The 18,186-nt window shown below is 50.6% G+C and carries 16 protein-coding genes; 9 read left to right on the forward strand and 7 right to left on the reverse strand.

Annotated elements, in window-relative coordinates:
• A partial coding sequence (locus tag BM058_RS18495; RefSeq protein ID WP_218151885.1) for a hypothetical protein occupies positions 1-264 on the forward strand: 264 nt, incomplete at its 5' end.
• Positions 265-393: 129 nt separating this feature from the next.
• Here BM058_RS18495 and BM058_RS00320 read toward each other — a convergent pair.
• Entirely contained in the window at positions 394-2,931 is a 2,538-nt protein-coding gene (locus BM058_RS00320) for a rhamnogalacturonan lyase (protein ID WP_090925048.1), read from the reverse strand.
• Positions 2,932-3,217: 286 nt separating this feature from the next.
• Between BM058_RS00320 and BM058_RS00325 the strand changes: the two genes are divergently transcribed.
• From BM058_RS00325 to BM058_RS00360, 8 genes are all read left to right on the forward strand, one after another.
• Positions 3,218-5,284 carry a sensor histidine kinase gene (locus tag BM058_RS00325; RefSeq protein WP_177195365.1) on the forward strand — a complete coding sequence of 689 codons (2,067 nt, stop codon included), beginning with the start codon at positions 3,218-3,220 and terminating at the stop codon, positions 5,282-5,284.
• 61 nt (positions 5,285-5,345) lie between these two features.
• Positions 5,346-5,879, forward strand: a complete 534-nt coding sequence (locus BM058_RS00330) for a M15 family metallopeptidase (protein ID WP_090925050.1) — start codon at positions 5,346-5,348, stop codon at positions 5,877-5,879.
• Positions 5,880-6,003: 124 nt separating this feature from the next.
• The gene (locus BM058_RS00335) at positions 6,004-6,999 is read left to right on the forward strand and encodes a dienelactone hydrolase family protein (protein ID WP_090925268.1); all 996 of its coding nucleotides are present in this window, start codon (positions 6,004-6,006) and stop codon (positions 6,997-6,999) included.
• Between the two features lie 39 nt (positions 7,000-7,038).
• Positions 7,039-7,683, forward strand: coding sequence for a YesL family protein (locus BM058_RS00340; RefSeq protein WP_177195366.1), 645 nt, complete (start codon positions 7,039-7,041; stop codon positions 7,681-7,683).
• Positions 7,684-7,757: 74 nt separating this feature from the next.
• Positions 7,758-8,582 (forward strand): aldo/keto reductase, encoded by an 825-nt coding sequence (locus BM058_RS00345; RefSeq protein ID WP_090925052.1) that lies wholly within the window; start codon positions 7,758-7,760, stop codon positions 8,580-8,582.
• 84 nt (positions 8,583-8,666) lie between these two features.
• On the forward strand, positions 8,667-8,942 hold the full coding sequence (locus tag BM058_RS00350; RefSeq protein WP_090925053.1) for an HU family DNA-binding protein: 276 nt from the start codon (positions 8,667-8,669) through the stop codon (positions 8,940-8,942).
• 271 nt (positions 8,943-9,213) lie between these two features.
• Positions 9,214-10,683, forward strand: coding sequence for a catalase (locus tag BM058_RS00355; protein ID WP_090925054.1), 1,470 nt, complete (start codon positions 9,214-9,216; stop codon positions 10,681-10,683).
• A 106-nt stretch (positions 10,684-10,789) separates the two neighbouring features.
• Complete coding sequence (locus BM058_RS00360) at positions 10,790-11,221, forward strand: gamma-glutamylcyclotransferase family protein (protein ID WP_177195367.1); 432 nt, start codon at positions 10,790-10,792, stop codon at positions 11,219-11,221.
• Positions 11,222-11,451: 230 nt separating this feature from the next.
• On the opposite strand, the gene BM058_RS00365 is transcribed toward BM058_RS00360, so the two are convergent.
• Genes BM058_RS00365 through BM058_RS00390 form a run of 6 tightly spaced genes read right to left on the reverse strand, consistent with a single transcriptional unit; the run spans position 11,452 to position 18,049 of the window.
• Positions 11,452-11,982, reverse strand: a complete 531-nt coding sequence (locus BM058_RS00365; protein WP_090925056.1) for a chromate transporter — start codon at positions 11,980-11,982, stop codon at positions 11,452-11,454.
• Positions 11,983-12,007: 25 nt separating this feature from the next.
• The gene (locus tag BM058_RS00370; RefSeq protein ID WP_090925057.1) at positions 12,008-12,568 is read right to left on the reverse strand and encodes a chromate transporter; all 561 of its coding nucleotides are present in this window, start codon (positions 12,566-12,568) and stop codon (positions 12,008-12,010) included.
• Between the two features lie 25 nt (positions 12,569-12,593).
• The gene (gene allB / locus BM058_RS00375) at positions 12,594-13,910 is read right to left on the reverse strand and encodes an allantoinase AllB (RefSeq protein ID WP_090925058.1); all 1,317 of its coding nucleotides are present in this window, start codon (positions 13,908-13,910) and stop codon (positions 12,594-12,596) included.
• Positions 13,911-13,932: 22 nt separating this feature from the next.
• Positions 13,933-15,543 carry a gamma-glutamyltransferase family protein gene (locus BM058_RS00380; protein WP_090925059.1) on the reverse strand — a complete coding sequence of 537 codons (1,611 nt, stop codon included), beginning with the start codon at positions 15,541-15,543 and terminating at the stop codon, positions 13,933-13,935.
• A complete protein-coding gene (locus tag BM058_RS00385; protein ID WP_090925060.1) occupies positions 15,540-16,787 on the reverse strand; it encodes a pyridoxal-phosphate-dependent aminotransferase family protein in 1,248 nt (415 codons plus the stop codon). The genes BM058_RS00380 and BM058_RS00385 overlap by 4 nt, the downstream gene beginning before the upstream one ends.
• 17 nt (positions 16,788-16,804) lie before the next feature.
• Positions 16,805-18,049, reverse strand: coding sequence for a Zn-dependent hydrolase (locus BM058_RS00390; RefSeq protein WP_090925061.1), 1,245 nt, complete (start codon positions 18,047-18,049; stop codon positions 16,805-16,807).
• Between the last annotated feature and the right edge of the window lie 137 nt (positions 18,050-18,186).

Consider the following 18,186-nt stretch of genomic DNA (forward strand, 5'->3'; position numbering starts at 1 on the left):
CTGTATAAGATAGAAAAATGCCGAACGATTTTAAAAAATCGTTCGGCATTTTTCGTTGCTGAGACAAACCGCTGCGCCAAAATGCTTCGCTTTTACTCCAGAGCACAAGGGCGACATCGATTCGCCGGGGCTCATCGTGTCTTCTTTGCCGCGGGCACGGCTCAAGCCTCCTCGGAAGAAAATCGCTTCCTGCGGGGTCTTGAGACTCGTGCTGTTCTGAGCAGGAGTCGAAGCATTTTGGCTCCGCTACCATTCGACTGTTGAGCAATGATGCAAAACATTCGTGTTGTCCTCCACCTATTTTACTTTTGTCTCAGACTCTTTATTTTTTGAAAGGAAAGAGGAAACAGTTTACCGGACACTGAGGGTTGTTCTTGAACGTGGAGTGTCCACTTAGAGCTGGTTTTTCCATGAGCGGATGACCATGATGGCCTGCTTTTTCAAGTCCTCTGCGGCTTCTTCGCTGATATGGTTTTCGTGATTGGGCATCATCAGCTGCGAAGTAAATGTATACATGAAATGACGCGCCTGATCGATATTGTCTTTCTCGGCGTGATGCTTTGCCTGGCGCAGCCGGTTCTCTAATTTCTGCTGCATAGGTTTGTTGATTTTACCTTCTTTAATGTAATTCTTTAACGTGGCCTCGAGCTGTCCGAGTGGATTGTCCGGCTGGATGACCGGAACCGGAACATCGCCCCAGTTCATGTCCGAACCGAAATAGAAACTGGGATAAGCCGGCTGGTTATATGCTGAATTCTGCCAGGATATTCCGGTACGGTACTGTGGATCGTGCATCAGCGTATAAAGCTTGTGGTCTGTTACCTCCGTGTTCATATACATTCGGATAGCAGAACTGTCCGTAGTGCGGACCAGCATTTCTTCACGCCAGTCTCCGAATACATCAGCCACAAGACCCGGATTTCCCTTCGTATAGTTATTTGTTCTCGTTCCCTCGGCGGTAAGAACTGTGCCTTCCTGCCAGTCGTTAATGACCGGCGTTTCGTCAATGGCACCGTCTATGATTTGAGTCGTCATATCAGCGGACCATTTGATGTTCATGTTCGTTCCGGGCATATCCTCGCTGATACGTTCTCCATCTGCGGTCCATAAACCTTCCGCCCATGTTTCCAATCCTTCGTATTCAGGATGGATATCTCCGATCATGCCGCGGCCGGTGTCCTCTCCGGTATATTCCCCGTAGATAACCTCTCCGTTTTCTGCCTCCCGCAGCGCATAGCCGTACGGGGCGTTCGCGCCGGGTTCATGAACCGTGAAAATCTCAAGCCCTTCCCGGTTCGGATCGATGTCAGCAACATGCATCGCATCTCCGTGACCGAGACGGGCATCAGCTCCCGGGTCTGCGCTTCCTTCGGGTAAGGTATCAAACGAACTATAAAGCAGGGAGCCGTCATGGTCAATGGTCGCGGAACCGTAAATGATTTCGTGCTTTCCATCTTCATCTACGTCGGCCGTGCTGAAGGAATGATTGCCCTGTGTGGTGATAGAGCTGAATTCTTCATTTGTTCCCGGTGTGCCGTGCGGACCGGCGTTAAATGGATTATCCATCGGAGTCCAGCCGCTGTCTACGTACCAATGTTCTTGTAATTCCTCCCCGTTCCAGCTGTAGGAAACGAGAGAGGTTCTCGTGTAATAACCGCGGGCAAATACGGCATACGGCCTTTTGCCATCAAGATAGGCTGTTCCTGCCAGAAATCGATCTACCCGATTTCCGGGCTCGATACGGCTCATGGCATAGTCGCCCCACATCAGTCCGTCATCGTGACGAGCAGGCTTATAATCAATTGTTTCCAGTTCTTCACCGGTTTCTCCGTTGAATACAGTTAGGTATTCCGGTCCTTCCAGGATAAATCCTTCAAGTTCTCTCAAATTGTTCCGGTCACTGCGTGACGGCGCGTATTCGTCCATAAAGTAATCGGCCAGACTTTTGGCATCTTCTCTGGATAATGGATATTCATACCGTGGTTCAATGCCGAAACTTTCTTCCAGCGTCTCCGGCCACCTGCCATTTACAACTTCTTCGTGCTCATGCCACCCCATAAACATCTCAACGATGTGATTATAGTAATCTTCACTGCTCATCCGGTAATCGTCAGAATGGCTGTAACCCGCTTCTTTATCTTCTTTTGGCATCGTGATATATTCCTCTGACTCCACTTCTTCGTTATCATCATAATGTATCACTTTTGTTCCGGGAGCGGTTTTGAACATAAGTTCCGCCTTGCCGCTGTTGTCAAAATCACTCACTAGAAACTGAGTGTAGTGGGCGCCCGAACGGACGTTTTTGCCCAGGTCAATTCTGTAGAGCAGTTCTCCGTCATAGGTGTACGTATCAATGTACGTGTTTCCGGTGTATCCATTCTGGGAGACATCCTTGGAGTTATCCGGGTCCCATTTCACGACGTATTCATACCGGCCGTCGCCGGTTACATCACCGACACTCATATCGTTGGCGTGATAGGAGTACGTTTGGCCGGCTGGTGTTACTCCCTCATCGGGCTTCTGGAGCGGCAGTTCATAATAGTTTTCCGCCCAGGGTGTTACTGTTTTACTTGTGGATTTCACGGAACCGTCTGTCACGGATTTAACAACGTATTCGTCATCGACATCTCCATCTTCATCCAGATAGTTGGTGCTGTTTTCTACTTCTGCAATCTTTTCTCCATTTCGGAAAACATGAAAATCGGCACCTGTCATTCCGGTGTCCGAGTGTCCGGTGACTTCTCCTGCAAGAAGACGCCAGCCCAGAAAGACACCATTATCAACATTTACGGCTTTCAGTCCACGGTCGAGATCTTCTAATTGTACCGGTGCCTGTGCAGCGTCTGAAGCGGTGGAAGCAGCGGCCGGTACGTGTGGCACCGTCCAGGCACAAATTAAAGCAGCAGTTAACATGATGGAAAACTTTTTCATGATAATTCTGTCCCTCCCTTATTAGTAAGCGCTTACAAAATTAAACACAACTTAATCGTACAATAAATGACCAGCAAAAATAATATTGTAAATGTTAAATACCTTTTGAAAATCAACAATCTGTAAAAGGAAAAACAAGGGCGTGTGTCTAAAGTTGTGGATAGGTGGGGGTGGAGAAGAATGACAGGTGTTTTCGTTGTATATGGATGAGTCTATGTGGGTCATTTGTATGATATACTTTAATAGAATCAAAACGGATAAACTCCGTATATGGGGCGGTTACAAAATGAAAACGATAATGTACACGCTTTTTCTTATACTGGCTGCGGGGCTTGCTGGGTGCGGGAACCCTGTGGTTGATGATTCAGCCGCTTCAAACGGGGTTCTGACTCTTCCGGAAGACGAACAGGAGGAAGCGGTATATACACTGGACGGGGAGTGGAAGTTTTACTGGCAGCGCTTAATGTTACCTTCCGAGGTATCCGGAAGCGGGGCGGATCCTCTGTATGTCCAGACTCCTTCTGGTTGGTCTGATACCCAGACAGAAAGCGGCCCGCTTCCTAATAAAGGATATGGGACCTATCATCTTGAGATAGAGCTTCCAGAACTCCTGACTGATGATACAGCCGGTATATACATACCTGAGATTGCGACCGCTTATACGTTGTGGGTGGATCAAAAGGTTGTAGCTGAAAATGGGACACCCGGTGTGAGCCGAAGCAGTACGCGGCCTGATCATCATCCACAGGCCGCGTATTTTAAACCGGAGTCGGATACAATCGACCTTGTACTGCATGTATCAGAGTTTCACCAGCGTAAGTCCGGATGGTGGGATTCCTTTTATATTGGTTCGGCAGAAAATATTCAAAGCATGAGGGACCAAAATACCACCCGTGAGGTGTTTCTCGTAGTCAGTCTGCTTGTCATGGGGCTGTATCATCTTGGTATCTTCGTGCTCCGTCCGAGCGATACCGCCCCTCTCTTTTTCGGCGGACTCTGTTTGGCTGTGGCGGCACGGACTCTGCTCCTTGGGGAAGTGTTGTTTCTTCGTTTTTTCTCCGGTATTCCCTGGGAATGGACGTTGAAATTCGAATACTGGGCTCCTTGTCTGGGCATTGTTTGTGCTATTTTATTCATTTATACACAGTATCACCGCGATATGAACATTTGGATACGAAATTCGTTTTTGACTCTGTTCTCGTTGATGGCTTTTATCATTCTTGTAACACCGGCCCGGATTTTCACAGAAGGCATGATATTCCTTCAAAGCACAGCGGTTTTGGCCCTTGTCTACATTAATATCGTATTGTGGACTGCGCTTTGCCGTGGACGGCGGGGATCCCGCGCTCATGCCGGCGCAATGCTCATTCTGCTTGCTTTTGTTGTGAACGATGTTCTGCATTACAACCACATCATCAATACTGGAGAAACCGTTTCAATCGGGGTGTTTTCTTACCTGTTTGCCCAGTCCTTCATTATGGCAAGCCGTTTTACTAATGCTCTCACCCATTCCCGTCAGCTTTCCGACAGGTTGGAAAAGGCCAACCAAACCCTGGAGGAAAAAGTGGAACTTAGGACTCGGAAACTGACAGAAACAAATCAGGAGCTTGAAAAGGCGAATCAGAGGTTGGAGCGCATGTACCGTGCCAGGCAGGAGCTGATGTCCAATATTTCCCATGAGCTTGGCACGCCGATGACGTCTATTCAAGGTTATATCAAGGGAATGCTTGACGGCGTGATCGACCGGGGGGATCCGGCGTATCTTCAACTCGTTTACAACAAGACGCTGCTTCTTCAAAAGATAACCGATGACCTGAGAGAACTGGCCAAACTCGAGTCCGGCGGCATCACGTACACGTTTGAAGAACGAAATATGAGGGACTATGTGGAAACAATATATTTCGTTTATAAAGAAGAAATAGAAAGAAAGGGTATTTTATTTACATGGGAGGATCACCTTCCGCCTGAAAGGAACGGTGTCGTTTCCATAGACCCAATCCGCATGGAGCAGGTGCTTTCCAATCTGCTGCTGAATGCAAAGAAGTTCACCCCTTCCGGAGGTACTGTCACTCTTATCGTGCAGGAACAAGAAGACCGCCATTCTATTATGACGGGCGTCAGGGATGATGGCCCGGGAATCGAAGGAGAAGAGCTGCCTAATGTATTCAAGCGTTTTTTCAAAGGCGGGGCCAATGTGGTGAAATCAGAAGAAGGTGTGGGCCTTGGTCTTGCCATTTCCGCTGAAATTGTGCGGTCCCACGGAGGAGAAGTCGGGGTGGAGAGCAGGAAAGGAGAAGGAAGCCTGTTTTATTTCTCACTGCCTGTTTTTCCTGTCAATAAGAATGATTCTTGATTGACACTTTCGCCTGCATCCCTTATCTTTACGCGTAAACACCTTTAGAAAGGAACAGATCATGACACTATATTCCGGCTGGGATCTAACATTAATAGGCATCCTTTCTATCATTCTATTTGCAGCCTGGCAGCAGGAGAGAGAAGACCATATAGAAGAGATGGCGGCCCGGTCCAGCCTGCATCCCGAAGTGGAGAAAATGAAGCAGGAATTTGTGGAACAGACGGCAGAGCAGGGAATAGATGTTGTGATTACGCAAGGATACCGTTCCAAAGAGCAGCAAAATGACCTGTATGCCCAGGGACGCAGTGAAGAAGGTAGTATTGTCACCTATGCCCGGGGCGGTGAGTCTTACCACAATTACGGATTGGCTGTTGATTTCGCCTTGAGAAAGAATAACGGGGACGTGACATGGAATACAACATATGACGGAAATGACAACGGCGAAGCGGACTGGCAGGAAGCAGGAGATATCGCAAAGCGTATCGGATTCGAGTGGGGAGGCGACTGGCAGCAGTTTCAGGACTTTTCCCACCTGCAGTGGAATCCGGGAGTGAGCGTGGAAGCATTGAAGGATGAATCGCAGAATAAATAAAAAAAGAAGCCCCTTTCGGCGTTTATAGCTGAAAAGGGTTTTTTTTTTTGACAACAGAAAGTCAGGCACAAAGAAGGAATAAAAGGGGAGGACGTTGAAGAGTACAGCATGGAGAGGAATGCTGATGAATTATAAAATAGACCAATACTTTCAAAACGTGTATCAAGAAGCTGCAGAAAACCGGAAGCCGCAGTCTGTCAGCAAAGCTGATCTATCTTCGATGCTTGGTGATTTCCAGGAAAAGAAGTCGAGCCGTCCGCCTGAGATACTGGAAACGAAAGAGTTGTCCGCGTACCGGCGGGAACGGTATGTATTCCATTACACAGACGACCGGCCGGGTCCGGTGTATGTCCTGACCCCTGACAACGGGGCAAAGCGGCATCCGGCTGTCCTGGCTCTCCACGGGCACGGGTACGGCAGCCGTGAGATTGCCGGTTTGACAGAAAGCGGGGAAGAGGATGAAGAAGGAAGCGGTATTCACCGCCATTTTGCGGCGCTGCTTGCCTCCAGGGGTTTTAAAGTATTTGCGCCGGAAATCATCGGCTTTGGAGACCGCAGACTCGACGAAGATAAGCGCCGCAGCCGTCCTAAATCCTGTTACAAAATGGGCGCTCAGCTTCTGTCTGTGGGAAAAACACTGGCTGGTCTCCGCGTACAGGAAGCAAGGCTTCTTCTTGATGATATGGCTGCCTTTCCCGACGTGAACGAGAATGGCCCCGGTATCATGGGGTTCTCGGGGGGCGGACTGATTGCAGCTTACACGGCTGCCCTGGATGAGCGGATCCAGGCGGCCGTGCTTTCCGGATTTGTAAATACATATCAGGAAAGTCTGTGGCCGGTGGAACACTGTCTCGATAATTACGTACCCGGTCTGTTAAGCGGTGCAGAGCTACCGGCCTATATCGGCTTAACGGCGCCGCGTCCGTTATTTATTGAATCCGGAAGCAGAGATCCCCTTTTTCCTCTTGAAGGGGCCCGGAAAGCAGTGGAGGTGCTCGGGGATATTTATGAGAATCAGAGGGCAGCCGGACAACTGGAATGGGAACCGTTTGATGGAGCCCATGAGGTCAGAGCAGGCCGCTGTGTGTCGTGGCTGCATGAACACCTTTCATTCCAATGACAGCAATGAATGATCCAACAGCAGGAAGGAGGAGGAAAGATGAATAGGAAAAAGGCAGGTTCTGTGTTTCATACGACGCTGAACTGGATTACCAGACTCGCTTACGTCAATGTCCTCTGGGTTTTGTTTAGTCTTGCAGGGCTTCTTATAGCGGGACTGTTTCCAGCGACTGCTGGGATGTTTGCAGTCGTGCGGAAATGGCTGACCCAAGATGAGGAAATTGCCGTCCTTCCAACGTTTTGGCAGTCTGTGCGAAGCGAATTTTTACGATCCAATGCAATCGGTTACATCGCGCTCGTCCCGGCATATGTATTTTACGTCGACTTTCAGTTTTTTTCATCCATGGATGGGATACTGTCCTTTGTATTGATAACCGTGTCCGGGAGTCTGTTTTTACTGTACGTCATCACTGTACTGTTTTTGTTTCCGGCCCTTGTGCACTACCGCATGTGCATGATGGAGTATTTCAAACAGGCGTTTTTTATTGGTGCCGGATCTCCGCTTGGTGTCATTTTCTCGGCTGCCGCATGTGTCATAACGGCGCTTCTTACAGCCTGGTTTTCAGGACTTTTATTCTTTTTTGCCGGAAGTGTGCCGGCATATGTTATCATGTGGAGCACGTTACGAACCATCCGGATCATGGAAGATAAACATATGGCAGGAGGGGAGGAGACCGAAACGTAATAGTGGAAGAATGATGAACAGACCGGCACCATATGGTAGGGATATGCTATAATTACGTGAAGGGTGGAAATGAAATGAAGGACGTAACGTTAAATAATGGTGTAGTGATGCCGCAGCTTGGTTTTGGCGTGTGGAAAGTTCCGGAAGACGAAGCCGTACCTGCTGTCAAAAAAGCGCTCGAAACCGGATACCGCTCCATTGATACGGCCGCTTTTTACAATAATGAGCAAGGTGTCGGCCGGGCACTGAAGGAAAGCAGTATCCCCCGGGATGAACTTTTTATCACAACGAAAGTATGGAACGGGGATCAGGGCTATAACAGGACACTCGAAGCATTTGAAAGAAGCCTCGATAACCTGGGCCTTGATTATCTGGACTTATATTTGATCCACTGGCCGACGCCTGCTTATGATGATTACGTAGATACGTTCAAAGCGATGGAGAAACTTTACAACGACGGGCGTATTAAAGCTATCGGCGTCTGCAACTTTGAAGAAGAACATCTGCAGCGCCTATTGAATGAATGTGACATAAAGCCGGCTGTGAATCAGGTGGAATGTCATCCTTACTTTGCCCAGACAAAAATGAAGAAATACTGCCATAAACACGACATTTATCTGGAAGCATGGAGCCCCTTGATGCATGGTAAAGCGGTGCTTGAGGATGAGGTGGTCCAGGAGCTTGCGGCAGAGCATGACAAAACACCGGCGCAGATCGTCATCCGCTGGCATCTTCAGAATGATTCTATCGTTATTCCAAAATCCGTGACGCCTTCCCGCATCGAGGAAAACTATCACGTGTTTGATTTTGAATTAAGTGAAAACGATATGAAAAAGATCGATAAGTTGGACTGCGGCGATCGTCAGGGAGCGGTTCCGGGAGAAATGAATAAAAGATAAATAAAAAATTATTCCCGGGCAGCAGGTATATTTCCGTCATGTATTGAAAGAATAATAGAAGCAGAAAAACAAGGAGGTACCATAATGAATAAAACAGACCTTATTAATGACGTAGCAGAGAGAGCAGAATTAAGCAAGAAAGACAGTGAAGCCGCGGTGAATGCTACACTGGAAACCATTGAAAGTTCGTTGAAGACCGGCGATAAAGTCCAGCTCATCGGATTCGGCAATTTTGAAATCCGTGAACGCGCGGAACGCGAAGGCCGTAATCCGCAGACCGGCGAAACGATGAAAATACCTGCAAGCAAAGTGCCTGCTTTTAAACCAGGAAAAGGCTTGAAAGAAGCAATCAACGAATAACATAAAGCTGTTTTCCCCTTCGGGGGGAGCAGCTTTTTCTATTATACATACCATTTTGATTATCAATGATGAGAGGTAATTGATGACAACTCCCTCCCTTTCCCCGTACAGCACCGGATGATTTTTCGAGGCTGAATAAAAGGTTCAGCTCCGAATAGAAAAGGTGGAAGAATTTCCAGATCACTATTTAAAATTATTATAATCTAGTATTGATTTTTCGATAATAAGTGTTATCATAGATATATAGAAAAATTCAATGAGGTGATCATGAATGAGTAAAGATAACCGTAGCAATTTGACTACCGGATCAGGCATGCCGGTCGGCGACAACCAGCATTCTGTAACAGCCGGATCCAGAGGGCCGACTGTCATTCAGGACGTCCATCTGCTGGAAAAACTGGCCCACTTTAACCGTGAACGTATTCCGGAACGTGTCGTTCATGCAAAAGGTGCCGGTGCACACGGCTACTTTGAAGTAACCAACGACGAAATCTCCAAATACACAAAAGCGGATTTCCTCAGCGAAGCCGGTAAAACAACGCCGATGTTCATCCGTTTCTCCACTGTTGCAGGGGAAGCAGGTTCCGCGGACACGGTGCGCGATCCGCGCGGTTTCGCCGTGAAGTTCTACACCGAAGAAGGAAACTATGATCTTGTCGGAAACAATACTCCGATCTTCTTCATTCGTGATGCGATTAAGTTCCCGGACTTTATCCATACGCAGAAGCGTGATCCGAGAACACACCTGAAAGATCCGAACATGGTTTGGGACTTCTGGTCTCTCTCCCCTGAATCGCTCCATCAGGTTACTTACCTGCACGGCGACCGCGGTCTTCCGGCTACCTACCGTCATATGAACGGCTATGGAAGCCACACCTTCAAATGGGTGAACGCGGAAGGCGAAGCGTTCTGGATAAAATATCACTTTGTCAGTGAGCAGGGCGTGAAATCCCTGGATCAGGCGACGTTTGACAAGATTGCCGGGGAAAATCCGGACTATCATACAGAAGATCTCTTCAATGCGATTGAAGACGGTGACTTTCCGTCCTGGAAGCTTTATGTTCAGATCATTCCGTATGAAGACTATAAGCATCATAAGTGGGATATCTTTGACGTAACGAAGACGGTACCAAAAGATGAGTATCCGCGTATTGAAGTAGGCCGTATGGTGCTGAACAAGAACCCTGAAAACTATTTCGCTGAGGTGGAACAGGCTGCGTTCTCCCCTGGTCACTTTGTACCCGGAATCGAAGCTTCTCCGGACAAGATGCTGCAGGGCCGCTTGTTCGCATACTCGGACGCACATCGTTACCGCGTGGGAGCCAATCACGAGCAGATCCCGGTCAACCGCCCTGTAAGCGGCGCGGACAACTATCAGCGTGACGGCTTCATGAGAACGGACGGCAACGGCGGAGGCACGGTCAACTATGAGCCGAACAGCTTTGACGGCCCGACCGAAACCGACCGTGGCAGAATCGATCCGTTTGAAGTGGAAGGTCAGGCGGACAGCGTGAACTATGACAGTGAAGATCACTATACGCAGGCCGGTGACCTTTACCGTCTTATGGAAGAAGATGAAAAGCAGCGTTTGATTGATGCTATCGTCGGCGATCTGGGCGCTGTGAAGAAAGATGAAATCAAGCTCCGCCAGATTAAGCATTTCTACAAAGCTGATCCGGATTACGGCCGCCGCGTCGCAGAAGGCGTCGGACTACACGTACCGGAAGAGCAGGAAGTCTAAGAATCTAAGAAACTCTCTATTTATTCTCATAAACAAACGGGCATCCGTCCTATACGTCGGGTGCCCGATTTGTGTATCATGACAGAAAGAGAGGAGCATGGTATGTATGAATCTCCCGGTATTTGTTTACGGGACGCTGCGAACAGGTCTTCACAACTATGAATTAATCTTGAAAGGACGGACAAAAGAAGAACGCAGCGCGGTGATGACAGGCCGGCTGTATGCTGCTGATCACGGGCGTTTTCCCTGCCTTGTTAAAGAAGGAAACACGATGGTGCAGGGGGACATCATGTACATACAAAACGACAAGTACGACGAAGTGCTGGAGGATCTGGACAGGCTCGAAGGATACGATGAAGGTGACACAGCGGGCAGTCAGTACGTGCGGGACATTGTGACGGTCACGGACGAAAGAGGCCGGGACATCGAAGCCTACACGTATTACTGGAATCAGCCGGCCGGGATCGGGGAGCACATTACAAGCGGGAACTGGATAACCTGGCTGCAGCAGAAACACCGCAGCCCCAGCGGGTGGTAAAGGCAGATTTCCGGCCGCGGAAACACAGCATACGGGCGGATTTTTTTGCCTGCGTTGGCTTGTAATCCAGCTTATTCGGCATGTAAAGTCTTTCATTCGGCTCGTATTGGGCTTGGTTTGGCGGGAAAACCGCCGGATACGGCGGGTGAAACAGAAAGAACCGGCTGCAGCAAGCATGCCGGTTCATCGTTTAGATAGCTTCTGCCGTCTTCGTTCTTTCACAAAAGACGTCAAGAAAGAAAAATAACACCGTAAAGCAGGGCAGCCAATATGACAAATGCCGGGTGAAGTCTGGTTCGTTCAAACAAAAACAGGCTGCCGGCGCCTAAAATGATCGTGTGGGTGATCCCGGCGTCGGCCGCTCCGCTTTGAAAAAACTGCACGGCAAGGGCGCCGAGGAGCACTGCAACAGCCGGGCGGATATAAAGCGTCATTTTTTTGACGCGCGGAGAGTCTTTGAATGTATACAATAAGCCGAGCAGAAAAATCATCGCCAGGAGAGAAGGCGCGATGGTTGCAAATAAAGCTACTGCCGCGCCGGGAACTCCGGCTGCTTCATAACCGATATATCCTGCCATTTTTGTTGCGATGGGACCCGGGAGCGTGTTGCCGAGCGCGAGCATTTCGCCGAACTGTTCTGTCGTCACCATGCTGTAGCGTTCGACGACTTCATGCTTGATCAGGGGGATGGAAGCCGGACCGCCGCCGTATCCTACAATCCCCGGTATAAAGAAAGCCATAAATAATTCCCAGAAAATCATGATGAAAAAACCTCCAGCAGGCGCATTATTCTTCAGGTGATGCTGGTTTTCTCCAGTACATCACGCCGATAATCAGAAGCAGGGCGATCCAAAACGCGGGGTGAATGTTCAGCAGTTCGAGAACAACAATGCTGAGCACTGTAAAGACAGTGACAAATAACCACCCCGTCCGGCCTTTGGTACTTTTCAGCGTATTGTAGGTCAGGGTGAGCATCATAACCCCGACAACAGGAGCAATGGCGCTTGTCATCCCTTGAACGATCGGAGACGATTGAAATGACAAAAGAGCTCCAATCAAAACGATCATCAGCACCACCGTCGGAAAAACAGAGGCGGTCAGTGCGCTGAACATTCCGGTCACGCCGCCGGTACGGTAACCGATGTATCCCGCCATTTTTGTCATGATGGGGCCGGGAAGTGTATTGCCAATCGCCAGAATATCGTAAAATTCCTCATCACTCATCCAGCCGTATCCCTGTACGACTTCTTTGTGAACGAGCGGTATGGAAGCGGGACCGCCGCCGTACCCGAAAATTCCCGCCCGGAAAAAACCCAGAAATAATTGCTTTTGAAGTGTCCAGTCCAAGTCGGCGTCATCCTTTCCTGTCTATCTATGGCTGCTCTACAGCTCCCTGTTTCTGGTCATAAACCGTACGTCCGCGCTGGAAGGTGCGGACGATCCGGCAGGGAAAAGTGTGTCCTTCATAGAGGCTCTGCCGGTGTTTTGTGTAAAGATCCTGCTGCGTGATACGGGTCTCTGTTCTGAGGTCCACGATGCTCAGATCCGCGTGCAGCCCTTCCTGGACAGCACCTTTTGTGTCTTCCATCTGAAAACGGCGGGCCGGTGCCTGCGCTCCCCACTTTGCCACGCGGGAGAGCGGTACGTTGTGGCTGAGTGCCGTCTCGATCAGGGCGGACAGGGTGAACTGCCCTCCGTTAATCCCGCCCCACGCCTGAAACATATCGTCGGTGTCTTTCAGATCCGGAGGGCAGGGGGAGTGGTCGGAGGTGACCATGTCGATTTTGTTGTCCAAAAGACACTGCATGAGTGCCTGCCTTTCCTGTTCCCCGCGGAGCGGCGGCGCGCATTTGGCGGCAGCTCCCCGGGAGCGTAGCGTATTATGGTTGAACAGCAGGTAATGAGCGCACGTTTCCACCGTCACGTCCATCCCTTCCTTTTTCGCCTGATCGATGATATGGATGGTTTCAGCGTTGCTGATATGGACAAAATGAAGAGCGCATCCGGTAACACGGGCAAAGGAAAGAGCCCGGCGGACTGCTTCGGATTCTGCTTCTGCCGGGCGCGAGCGTGCATATGAATCGGCATCTGTCCCGGTCTGCCGGCTCTTCATGTGCTCTATAATCGGGGCACTTTCGGCATGGAGTGCAAGGACTTTTCCGCAGTCGGCAATTTCCTTCATGCCATCCAAGAGCGTCTGATCGTCCGATTTTTCAAACTCAGGGTTACCAGATGGAGCCATAAAAGCTTTAAATCCAATGACGCCATCGGCCATATCCTTTATATCATGGACATGACCCGGCATCAGTCCGCCCCACAAGCCGGCATCAAGAATCGAATGACGGCCGGCATGTTCTTTTTTCTGTATGAGGGCTTCCTGTGTGACAGTGGAAGGAACCCCGTTTAACGGCATATCAAAAAAGGTCGTGCATCCACCGGCGGCGAGCATTTGCGATCCCGACTGAAACCCTTCCCAGTCGGTGCGGCCGGGCTCGTTGAAATGGACGTGCACATCTATCAATCCCGGAAACACGTGGCAGCCCGCTGCATCATATTCCCAGTCCGCCGTGCCATCAAGGTATGTCTCCAGAGCGGTGATGATGCCATCCCGGATGCCGATATCGAGTTGTTCCACGCGGTCGTCCAGGACGATCTTTCCGTTTCGAATTACAGTATCCCATGCCTTCATTCTATTTCCTCCTCCCATAAGCTTACCACACAGCAGTCGATCCGTCGGTACGCGGTTCGGTTCCGCCGTAAAGAACGCCGGTGTCCGGGTCGCGCCAGATTACCTGTCCGCGTCCCATTTCATTGGAATCCACCGACAGCTCCACGTCGTGCCCCGCCTGCTTCAGCGCTTGTGCGATATGCGGGGGCACGGATCTCTCCAGCCGGACGGTTTTTTTGCCCATCCACTGCCAGCGCGGAGCGTCGAGGGCCGCCTGGGGATTCAGATGAAAATCGATCATGTTCATTCCCACCTGCAGATGCCCCTGCGGCTGCATGTAAAACCCCATCACACCAAACGGACCGACCGGCTGACTTCCCTTGGTAATAAAACCCGGAATGATGGTGTGGTATGTTTTTTTGTTCGGCCGGAGTACATTGGTATGCCCGCTGTCCAGCGAGAAACACCGTCCCCGGTTCTGCAGAAGAATGCCGGTACCCGGGACGAGAAGACCGGAGCCGAAGTTGTAATAATTGCTTTGAATAAACGATACCATATTTCCTTCGCCGTCGGCGGCAGCGAGGTAGACGGTTCCGCTGTGCTGCGGGGTGCCGGCGCTTGGTACGGCAGCTTTTTCTCCAATGGACTTCCGCCGCATGGCACCATATTCCGGCGAGAGAAGCTCCTCCGGCTGGACCGTCATATCTTTTGGATCAGTAATATACTGTTCTCCGTCCGCAAAGGCCAGTTTCATTGCTTCAATTTGTTTGTGGTAGGTGTCTGTCTGTTCTTTTTCCGGGAAAAAGTCGGATCGTAATATGTTCATGGCCATCAAAGCAACCGTCCCCTGTCCGTTCGGTGGTGTTTCCCAGATGTCGTATCCTTTGTATGAAATGGAAACCGGGGTGACCCACTCCGGAGTGTACCGGCTCAAATCCCCTTTTCGGATAAAACCGCCGTGTTCCCTGGAAAAGGCGTCGATGCGGTCGGCAAGATCTCCTTCGTAAAAAGAGGCTCCTTTGGTTGCGCCGATGTCTTCAAGGGTCCTCGCAAAAGCTTCGGATTTCCATATATCGCCTGCCGCCGGAATCGTGCCGCCGGGAGCGAATGTTTCAAAGAAGGCATCAAAGGCAGGACCGCTCAGCTCCTGTTTCAGGGATTCCATCGTGTTCTGCCAGTTCCGTGCGGTGACAGGGGAAAGCGGGAACCCGTCCCGTGCGTACGAGACTGCCGGTTCGAGCACCGTTTCAAGAGACAGACGGCCGAATCGTTCGGACAAAGCGGCCCATGCGCCGGGAGCACCCGGTACGGTCACGGGCAGAAATCCGCGTTCCGGCATCTCGTCATACCCCTGCTGTTTCACTTCTTCCACGGAAAGATGGTTCGGAGCCGGACCGCTTGCGTTTAATCCGTGGAGCGTATCGTTGATCCAGACGAGCGCAAAAGCATCGCCGCCGATTCCGTTGGAACAGGGTTCCACCACGGTCAGGCAGGCGGCTGTTGCAATAGCGGCATCGACCGCGTTGCCGCCTTTTTTGAGCATATCGAGTCCTGCCTGTGAAGCAAGCGGCTGCGAGGTGGTGACCATTCCTTTGGAAGCCGCGGTGGTGGTGCGTTTTGACGCGTAAGGATAGGTTCCAAGACGCTTTTTCATGACTTCTGCACCCCTTCTGTGTTTCTTTGATACACTTCCAGCGCTTTTTGCACCGCGTGTCCCGCGTAAATCGGCACATGATGGGACAGAAGGGCCGCTTCAAGGGCAGACAAGGTGAAAAGTACATTTTCACGCCGGCAGCTGTATCCCATCGTGCCGATACGCCAGATCTTGCCTTTCAGCGGACCGAAAGACGCTGCGATTTCCACCCCAAACTGTTCCAGCATCAGATGCCGGATCGCGTTTCCGTCGACGTTAGCGGGGATATTCACGCAGGTGACCATTGGAAGTTTGGCGTCGTGGTCGGCATATAACGACAAGCCCATAGCCTGAAGCCCCGCTCTTAATGCCTGCTCATGAAACCGGTGGCGCTTGAAGCGATCCGCCAGTCCTTCTTCGAGAACAATACGGATCCCCTCCTGCAGGCCGTACAGCATGGAAGTCGCCTCGGTGTGATGATTCAGCCGGCGCGGACTCCAGTAATCCTGGAGCTGGCTCAAATCAAAATAATTGGAGGCAATGGGCGGCTGTTTCCTTTTTTCCAACTCGTCTTCTGCGGTTGCGATGCCGCGTTCGACTTTTTTGCGGGCGTTTACCACCTGTTCCACCCGCTCGTTGTAAGTGATCGGTGCCATTCCGGATGGAACGGAGAGACACTTCTGTGTGCCGGCGATGGCGGCGTCGATATACCATTCATCGACTTTTACGTCTGTACCGCCCAGTGACGCTACGGCATCGACGACAAAAAGACTGCCCATATCCCGGCAGCACCGGCCGATTTCCTGGAGCGGCTGGAGACAACCGGTTGACGTTTCCCCGTGAACGGCGGCCGCGATGTGCGGCTGTATCCTCTCGATCTCATCGATCACCTCGGCCGGTTCGAACACCGTCCCCCACTCGCACTCCATCGTGAATACCTCGGCGCCGTAACGTTCGGCAATCTCTGTAAGAAGCTGTCCGAACCGGCCGAACACAGGGACAAGCACTTTATCTCCCGGATGAATGATGCTGCATAATACAGCTTCCAGTCCGGACCGGGATGTGCCGTCAATGGGAAACGCCCAGTGATTGGACGTCTGAAATACCCGGCGGAGGTCTTCCATAACGTCATTCATTATGGATGTGAAAAGAGGATCGAACTGTCCGAGTATCGGTGTGCTCATGGCTCTCAGCACCCGCGGCTCCGCTTCGACGGGTCCCGGGGTCATAATGGTTCGTTTCGCTGGAACAAATGGCTGCGTCATATCGATTATCTCTCCTTTTACCAGGCGATGGTATAAAGAAATTCTGTCATCATACGTACACCTTTTTCAAGATCTTCACGGCAGGTGAATTCCTGAGGAGAATGGCTGATACCATTGTGGCTCGGCACAAAGAGCAGGGAGGTAGGAAAAAGGTTTCCAAATACCTGGGCGTCATGCCCTGCGCCGCTGAACATAGGGTGGGCCGGTATGCTATGCATGCTGCATTGTTCAAGAGCTCTGCGCGTCAGGCCGGAATCCATGGAAACCGGAGAGACATCCAGCCATTTCGATGCCTGCATGGAAACGCCGTAATGTTGGGCTGTTTCTTCCAGATGAGTGAGTACGGAAGAACAGAAAGTATCCAATACATCCTGCTCGTGGTGACGGATGTCGAGAGAGAACACGACATGACCTGCGATGACGTTTGTCGTATTCGGCCTTGCTTCGATCTGTCCAACGGTGGCGACAAGATAATCATCCTTGAAGGCTTCCCGGTGAATCCAGTGGATCATTTCCGACGCGGCTGCCATCGCGTCTTTACGGAACGTCATCGGGGTGGTTCCGGCATGGTTGCTTTCTCCTGTGACATGAATGTGATAACGGCGCTGTCCGACAATTCCCTCCACAACGCCGACGGAGCATCCATTTTGCTCCAGCACATGTCCCTGTTCGATATGCATTTCCACAAAGCACTCGATATCCGTGCGGTGCGGAGCCGGATACTGTTTTTTCCCGAAACCGGCTTCGTGCATGGCTGTTTCCAGAGAAACTCCTTCTTTGTCTATGTAATCTTTCGGGTCTTTACCCGCGTACTGTCCCGTAATATGACCGGATCCCCAAAATGTGATGGGAAAGCGGCTGCCTTCTTCCTCACACAAAGAAACGACATCAATCGTTTTTTTCGGCGGACCGTACGCCTCTATCAGCCGGGTCACTGCGAGAAAGGACGCGACAATGCCATACGCACCGTCATATTTTCCGCCGTTGACCACCGTATCAATGTGGGAACCGGTAACCACAGCAGGAGATGTCTGCTCGGTTCCTTCCACTCTGCCGTAGAGATTCCCGGCATCATCGAAAAAAGGAGTTAACCCTTTGTTCTGGAACATATCAAAAACCGCGTGCTGCGCCTCGAGCCAGCTGTCAGAGTAGAGGAGACGCGTCGTGCCGCCATCTTCCGTTTCTCCAAAAGATGCCAGCCATTCAATCAGCCTGAGGGTTTCACTCTCCGGCACTTCAGATGCCTGTAGATCCGTGCTCATGATGAACCTCCTTTTATTTTATGTCAGTATTCCTGACATAAAAGCTTTGTGTTGATTATTTTACTGCTACGATATCCGTAAAGCATTAGCAGATGTGTCATTTTTTCCGTAATTTATTGTGAAAGATGACTAACGAA

Source organism: Salibacterium qingdaonense (assembly GCF_900114715.1).
Taxonomy (GTDB): Bacteria; Bacillota; Bacilli; order Bacillales; family Marinococcaceae; genus Salibacterium; species Salibacterium qingdaonense.

Bases quoted from the DNA above. Each gene is read 5' to 3' on its own strand.
- BM058_RS00350 (WP_090925053.1), top strand. From the start codon at position 8,667: ATGAATAAAACAGACCTTATTAATGACGTAGCAGAGAGAGCAGAATTA.
- BM058_RS00340 (WP_177195366.1), top strand. From the start codon at position 7,039: ATGAATAGGAAAAAGGCAGGTTCTGTGTTTCATACGACGCTGAACTGG.
- BM058_RS00355 (WP_090925054.1), top strand. From the start codon at position 9,214: ATGAGTAAAGATAACCGTAGCAATTTGACTACCGGATCAGGCATGCCG.
- BM058_RS00330 (WP_090925050.1), top strand. From the start codon at position 5,346: ATGACACTATATTCCGGCTGGGATCTAACATTAATAGGCATCCTTTCT.
- BM058_RS00320 (WP_090925048.1), bottom strand. From the start codon at position 2,931: ATGAAAAAGTTTTCCATCATGTTAACTGCTGCTTTAATTTGTGCCTGG.
- BM058_RS00365 (WP_090925056.1), bottom strand. From the start codon at position 11,982: ATGATTTTCTGGGAATTATTTATGGCTTTCTTTATACCGGGGATTGTA.
- BM058_RS00360 (WP_177195367.1), top strand. From the start codon at position 10,790: ATGAATCTCCCGGTATTTGTTTACGGGACGCTGCGAACAGGTCTTCAC.
- allB (WP_090925058.1), bottom strand. From the start codon at position 13,910: ATGAAGGCATGGGATACTGTAATTCGAAACGGAAAGATCGTCCTGGAC.
- BM058_RS00335 (WP_090925268.1), top strand. From the start codon at position 6,004: ATGAATTATAAAATAGACCAATACTTTCAAAACGTGTATCAAGAAGCT.
- BM058_RS00345 (WP_090925052.1), top strand. From the start codon at position 7,758: ATGAAGGACGTAACGTTAAATAATGGTGTAGTGATGCCGCAGCTTGGT.
- BM058_RS00385 (WP_090925060.1), bottom strand. From the start codon at position 16,787: ATGACGCAGCCATTTGTTCCAGCGAAACGAACCATTATGACCCCGGGA.
- BM058_RS00325 (WP_177195365.1), top strand. From the start codon at position 3,218: ATGAAAACGATAATGTACACGCTTTTTCTTATACTGGCTGCGGGGCTT.
- BM058_RS00390 (WP_090925061.1), bottom strand. From the start codon at position 18,049: ATGAGCACGGATCTACAGGCATCTGAAGTGCCGGAGAGTGAAACCCTC.
- BM058_RS00380 (WP_090925059.1), bottom strand. From the start codon at position 15,543: ATGAAAAAGCGTCTTGGAACCTATCCTTACGCGTCAAAACGCACCACC.